The following is a 6,000-nucleotide window of genomic DNA, read 5'->3' as shown; positions in this document are numbered from 1 at the left end:
ACATGAAGGCAGAGGACGATGCCAAGCGGTTTTGTAGACTTGAAAAAGAGACCGGCACAGGTTGGCTACCGTCACCGACGCTGGGTCACTACAATATGTGGGACTCTGCGTACGCAGAATGCGTATATCTGCGCTATAGCTTCTGGGTCCCGTTGGTTTCAATGCTCAAACAGGCAGGGCTCACAGCCGACTGCGGCCTGTGCAATGAGCGCGTCAGGCCTTGCCGACGCATTGGAGTATCAAGCGGTTTAGCCATGCGACACGGAATGGTCAGCTGTTGGGTCGCCTAGTCGGATGGTATCTGCGAGCGAAAAACCGACGTACGTCGGCGGCGCCGTTGTCATCGCCACCAGATCGAACGCGTTATGCTCGTCGGCATGCCAGTCGAACGCAGGGCCAACCTGTGCAAGGAGTTGCGGCGGGAGTCCATTGGTACCACAAGCGGCACTTATTTCAACCTGTATGGTCTTCATTATCGTTCTCAGGTTATAAATCGATCGGCATCACGTTCCGCATTGGCCTAAATTGCCTCCTATCCCTCGCGATCTGATCCAACAGCGTAAGGTACTTTTTTCTCAGTGCGTCCTTGGTCCGGCTGGTATGCGGTTTTAAACTAGGCTGCAGTCCAAAGCTGCGGGGCGACGAAAATTTCTAGCATGGTGGCTGCGAGACACTTCGTGTCTTGCGCGAGGTCATCAAGCCCAATGAACGCAACGTCGATGAGTTTGAGGACTGAAAGGCTGGGATTGGTATATCGCCCCAAAAAGAGCAAAACATCAGGTAACCGGGTGCGCTCGGGATTCTCTATTTTAGATATTGATAGTGCGAAACATCGCCGGTGGGTCAAATCTTCGAACCGCGCGGGCAAGCTCTACCGAGAACTGACGATTCATCAGGCGCGTCGGCAGCTTGCCGCGCAACATCTTCCCAACACGTGACACGCGCCAATCAAAAGTAGTGGATGATCCCCATCATCGCCCCAGTCTGATTATGTCCCGCAACAACGTCCGAGTCATAGCCGTTGACGCCCAAATTGGACCCATGACTATTCTTCACATACCCCACTTCGCCATACAGCGACGTGCGTTTCGAAAGCGCATAATTCGCACTCGCCACCAGGTATAGCGGCCGTTGCCCCGCAGACGTGATGTCCGTCCAGAACGCTGCACCCGACACGGAGAACGGTGCGGACACGTGATACTCCAGCCCGCCCCAGTACTCATTCGAGTGAGCCTGAGTACCGGAATCCAGAGGCAACGTGCTGCTCAACCATCTATAGCCGACGAATCCCTTCGCCTTTCCAATCGTGTAACTCGCCGCGACTACCAGGTGTTGCTCCTTGTCGCCCTGGGTCTCGACCGACGCTCCGTTTCGCAGATCGTAAGTCACCATCGCCGCGAACGGACCGCTCGCATATTCACCGCCGGCACTGATTTCCCTTCCGACCTTGAATTCGCCGGGAACCTGCGAGCCGTTCTGGATTGTCGAGTCGTATCCCGTGCTATACAGCGCTTCCACGCTGAACGAGCCGAACTTGCCCGTGTATTTGACCGAGTTGTCGGCTCTGCCCGCGAATTGCGGATCCGTTTCCTTCAAGCCATAGGTGTAGTAATCGATCGGATCGAAGCGCGCGCCATAGTCGTACATCGGAATCCTCTGACGGCCGAGGGTAAGCGCCCCGTAGTTCCCGCTGAGGCCGACAAAGGCCTGCCGGCCGAACAGGCGGCCGCCTTGCAGCGACTTGCCGGAGGTAATGTCGATCCCGCCTTCCAGCACGAAAATCGCCTTCAGCCCTCCGCCGAGGTCTTCCGAGCCGCGCAAACCGATCCGGCTGCTATTCACGCCGCCTGACTCCTCGCGCACCAGCGTCGACGACTTGCCGGCAGCGTTGGGCGCACCGGTCAGAAACTCGACACCGGCATCGGCAATGCCATACAGCGTCACGGACGACTGGGCCATCGCACCCGCGCTCACCGACAACGCAACTGCACCGAGCAAAGCCGACTCTATTCTCAACACACTCGCTCTATTGCGCATCTTTGTCTCCATATTGAATTTTTGTGCTACTTCGCTTAACAACCTCCAAACCACTGCGCTCAATTAAAACGTAGGCATCCTAACTTAATGATACGGAACAATCCGTTTGTTAACACCTGAAAGTAATGAACCACAAATCGATTAGCCGCGATTGCCCGCGCGAACAGCATTCAATCGCTACGAGGCCGCGATGTTATCGCGTTAGAAATTCCGGATACGATTATTCAGGCCAGAGGCGGTCCATCTGCGTGGCCTCATTACGCCTTCCCATCGAGCGGAGCGAGCAATCAGCAGCTTCGCCGCCCCTGCACATATCTATCGGAATCACCGCAAACCGCTGCCTCTTCCGCTTCTTCCTTCTCCGGCGCAACTGCCCGCTCAGCTTCCAACTCGGGCAACACCGAAACGCCGTGGTAGCGCCGCGAGAAATAGAGAAGCGGCTCGTCCGCCTGCCTCAGGCAACCCGACTTCAACTCGCAAACGCAGATCAGGTGATCGCCGGCCGGATATATATTGGCGATTCGCGCCTCTATCGTCGCGTTGGCGCCGCTGACCACTGGAACGCCGTCCTCGTTATGCCTTACCGTGATGTCCTGATAGCTGCCGAGCTCCGCCTGTTCCGAAAAGCGCCGCGACACATGCGTTTGCGCCTCGCCAAGGATCGATATGCCGATCATCTTGCCGTGCGACAGCGAGGCGCCGCTCCTGCTGCTTCGTGCGACGCAAAACAACGCCAGCGGCGGCATCATTGACACGGGCGTCAGCGATGTCGCCGTGAACCCGTGGACGTGGCCGCCAGCGTCGAAAGTAATGACCGAGACACCTGCGGCGAGTGCGCTGAAGATGTCGCGGAACTGAGTGGCCAGCATGAAGCTCTCCTCCTAAGCAAACTCGACGATGCCGCCGTCTGCCGGCAAACTGCCTGCAGCCGACCGACCAGATCGGTCCGGCCGGCCGAAGACAGTTCAACCGGCTCAGATCACCTGGTTCTGCGCCCTGAGCACTTCCTGAAGCGCCGAGACGTCGAGCTCGCGCAACTTGCGCTTTTGCTGCACAGCCAGCGCAGCGGCAGTGCCCGTCGCCTGACCGGTCACCATGCTGGCGGCCTGCGAACGCACGCTGCCTTGCGCGTCATAGTCGGCGGAAATGCAACGGCCGGCCACCATCAGGTTTTCGATACCCTTCGGCAACAGCGAACGGAACGGCACATGGAACCAGCCGTGACCACCCACCTCGACGAGACTCAGCGACTTCTTGCCCGACTTGTCATGCACGTCCATCAAGCTGCCGTAGCGGCCGATGCCGTCCGGGAACACCTGCCCGGCGAGCACGTCGTCGCGCGTGAGGGTGTAGTCGCACACAATGCGGCGGCTGTCGCGGATACCGACCGACTGCGCGGTGTACGAAAGATAGGAATCCTCATACCCGGGCACGTACTTCCGATAAAACTTCGCCATCTTGTTAGCGAGGTCGCGCATCGCGAGCGTGGCCTTCGTGAGTTCGACGCGATCAGTCGCATCGAAGTTGTACGCCATGTCCATGTTGTGATAGGTCACGTCGTAGCGGAACTTGCCGTTCCGGAACATCGGCCGGACAATGTAGCTCAGCGTATCGGGGTTGACTGTCTCGACGCCGTAAGGAATCGGATAGTCGCCGTTCTTGAGTGCTTCGCGGATTTTTTCCTTGAACGGGAACATCGTGATCGGCTTGTTCTGCTCCTTCAGGCCGAGCATCGTCTTCACGTATTCCTCGCCGAACTCGTTGGCGTGGTCGCGCATATAGGCGATCGTTTTGTCGAGCTGCACGCCGCCTACCGCGAAATACAGGCTGGCAGGTTGACACTTGCCGTCTTCCGGCGAGCCGAATTCGAACGCCGCACCGGCCGCCGCTGCGATATCGCCGTCGCCGGTCGTGTCGATGGTGATCCCGGCATGAACTTCAACGCGGTCACGCAGGCTTTCTATCACGACGCCCTTGAGCGCGTTGCCTTCCATGATGACGTCGGTCGCCTGCGTGTTGAGCCACACTTCCACGCCTGCTTCGGCCACCATGTCCTGAATGACCCACTTCGCGATTTCCGGATCGAACATCTGGCGAGCCGTCGCCTCGTCCTTGCGGCCCCACGCGGAACCGATCTCCAGCATCCGGTTGATGTATTCCTGCACGATGGAGCGCACGACCTGCTCGTCGTCGAACGAGCTTTCGTAGCCCGTCATCATGATCTTCTTCTGCTCCATGTTGGCCGGCGCCTTCATGTGACGCATCGAGCGAATCATCATCACCATGCCGCCCGAATGGGTGCCGCCCAGGTGATCGCGCTGCTCGAGAAGCAACACACTGGCGCCGTTTCTCGCCGCCGCAATCGCTGCGACAAAGCCTGACGTGCCGCCGCCGACGACTAAAACATCCTTGCTCACTGACCGGTTGTGCTTCTCTTGGGTTCGACTCATGATTGCTCCTTGGTTTTATCAGTTGCCCACTGGGGCAACGAACGACTGACAACAGGGTTGCCTCACAACTGTGCGTTGATCATTGTCGAGGCGGAGTCTGCTTCCTTCTTGAGGTTTCGGCTGGCGAGCTTGGCGCGTACGAGCGGCTTGAGCACGAAGATGGCGAGCACCGCGGCGAGCAGGTCGCATGCCGCAGCGATGTAATACGGCGCCTGGAACGAACCGGCGAACGCGGCGGCAACCCGGGCAGCTCCCCACCCGGAGAAAATCGCCGCTGCACCCTTCGCCGTGTACAACATCCCGAAGTTCGCCGACACGTGACGGGCGCCGAAAAGATCGCCGGTCGTGGCGGACAGCAGCGTGTTGATCTGCGTATAGCCGAAGAAAATCAGCGGGAAGATGACCACGAACAGAATCGGGCTGCCGGTGATCTGCGTGACGCAGAAAATGAAGATGCCTTCGAGCACGAACACAACCGACATCGTGTTCTCCCGTCCGAGGCGGTCCGACGTGACGCCCCAGAAGATCCGCGATGCCACGCTGCCGATGCCGTTTGCCGTCGCCGCAAATGCGACGATCGAAATACCCATGATCGTGGCGGTTTCGACGTGCAGATAGCGGGCAATTTCCGAGAGGTTCCCGAGGGTCATCAACCCGCCGAGACTAATCAGGAAGTGAATGAGATAGAGCAGGTAGAACTCGGGCATCTTGAGCGCCTGAAGCCAGGTATAGCTCTCTGCGGTTTGCGCGAGCGTCTTCGTGACCTTCGGCGTCCAGCCGGGCGGCGCCCAGTTCGCGGGCGGGTGGCGCAGAATGAACGTCATGCCCAGCACCACCACGGCCTGGATCGTCCCCCAGGTCACCATTGCGTGTTCCCAGCCGATCGCCTTGATGGTGGCCGAAATCGGGATCAGCGTCAGCGCCGAGCCGCCGCCGAAGCCCGCTGCGGTGAGACCCGCGGCCAGCCCACGATGATCGGGAAACCATTTGATCGCGTTACCCGTCACGGCGACGTAGATCGTCCCGGCGCCGAGTCCGGTAATCACGCCGTAGTAGAGATAGAGATCCTTGACGCTCCCGGCGAACGCACCACCCAGCAGCCAGCCGGTAAACACGAGCCCGGTGCCGATGAACATGAGCAGCTTCACGCCGAACTTGTCGATCAGCACGCCGGCCACCGGGACTGGCCAGGTTTCGAAAATGACGAAAATGGTGAAGATCAGTGCAATCGACGAATACGGCGTGCCGACAAAGTGTTCCTTGATGCCTGGCGTGAACAGCGTGAACGCGTACTGATAGTTGGCCACCATGATCATGGCGACGATGCCAGCAATCAACTGGAGCCAGCGGTTGGTGGGGCGATGCTCTCGAGTAGCCACGATCTGCGTCTCCTTTCTTGAATTTTGAATTCAAAATTATTTATGAAAATCATACTCAGAACTTTCGGAAGGGGCAAGAAGAGAAATCGGTGACGGGATAGGGGTTTACGTCAGCAACCGATTTTGCGCCGTTG

Annotated in this window: 5 protein-coding genes; 1 reads left to right on the top strand and 4 read right to left on the bottom strand. The window is 58.6% G+C overall.

Annotation, left to right across the window (positions count from 1 at the left end):
* Positions 1 to 704: 704 nt before the first annotated feature.
* Complete coding sequence (locus NE850_RS24685; RefSeq protein ID WP_310699487.1) at positions 705 to 938, top strand: hypothetical protein; 234 nt, start codon at positions 705 to 707, stop codon at positions 936 to 938.
* 10 nt (positions 939 to 948) lie between these two features.
* Here the strand turns inward: NE850_RS24685 and NE850_RS24680 are convergent, their stop codons facing one another.
* From NE850_RS24680 to oxlT, 4 genes are all read right to left on the bottom strand, one after another.
* The gene (locus tag NE850_RS24680) at positions 949 to 2,037 is read right to left on the bottom strand and encodes a porin (RefSeq protein WP_007179838.1); all 1,089 of its coding nucleotides are present in this window, start codon (positions 2,035 to 2,037) and stop codon (positions 949 to 951) included.
* Between the two features lie 287 nt (positions 2,038 to 2,324).
* Positions 2,325 to 2,906: a flavin reductase family protein gene (locus tag NE850_RS24675; protein ID WP_007179837.1), complete on the bottom strand. Its 582-nt coding sequence runs from the start codon at positions 2,904 to 2,906 to the stop codon at positions 2,325 to 2,327.
* Positions 2,907 to 3,011: 105 nt separating this feature from the next.
* Positions 3,012 to 4,487, bottom strand: a complete 1,476-nt coding sequence (locus NE850_RS24670; RefSeq protein ID WP_007179836.1) for an FAD-dependent oxidoreductase — start codon at positions 4,485 to 4,487, stop codon at positions 3,012 to 3,014.
* Positions 4,488 to 4,549: 62 nt separating this feature from the next.
* Complete coding sequence (gene oxlT, locus NE850_RS24665) at positions 4,550 to 5,866, bottom strand: oxalate/formate MFS antiporter (protein ID WP_007179835.1); 1,317 nt, start codon at positions 5,864 to 5,866, stop codon at positions 4,550 to 4,552.
* Positions 5,867 to 6,000 lie beyond the last annotated feature (134 nt).

The sequence above is a fragment of the Paraburkholderia sp. USG1 genome (genome assembly GCF_031570135.1).
Taxonomy (GTDB): domain Bacteria; phylum Pseudomonadota; class Gammaproteobacteria; order Burkholderiales; family Burkholderiaceae; genus Paraburkholderia; species Paraburkholderia dioscoreae.
The sequence above is the reverse complement of the archived record's forward strand: the minus strand, read 5'-3'. Positions and strand labels throughout refer to the sequence as shown.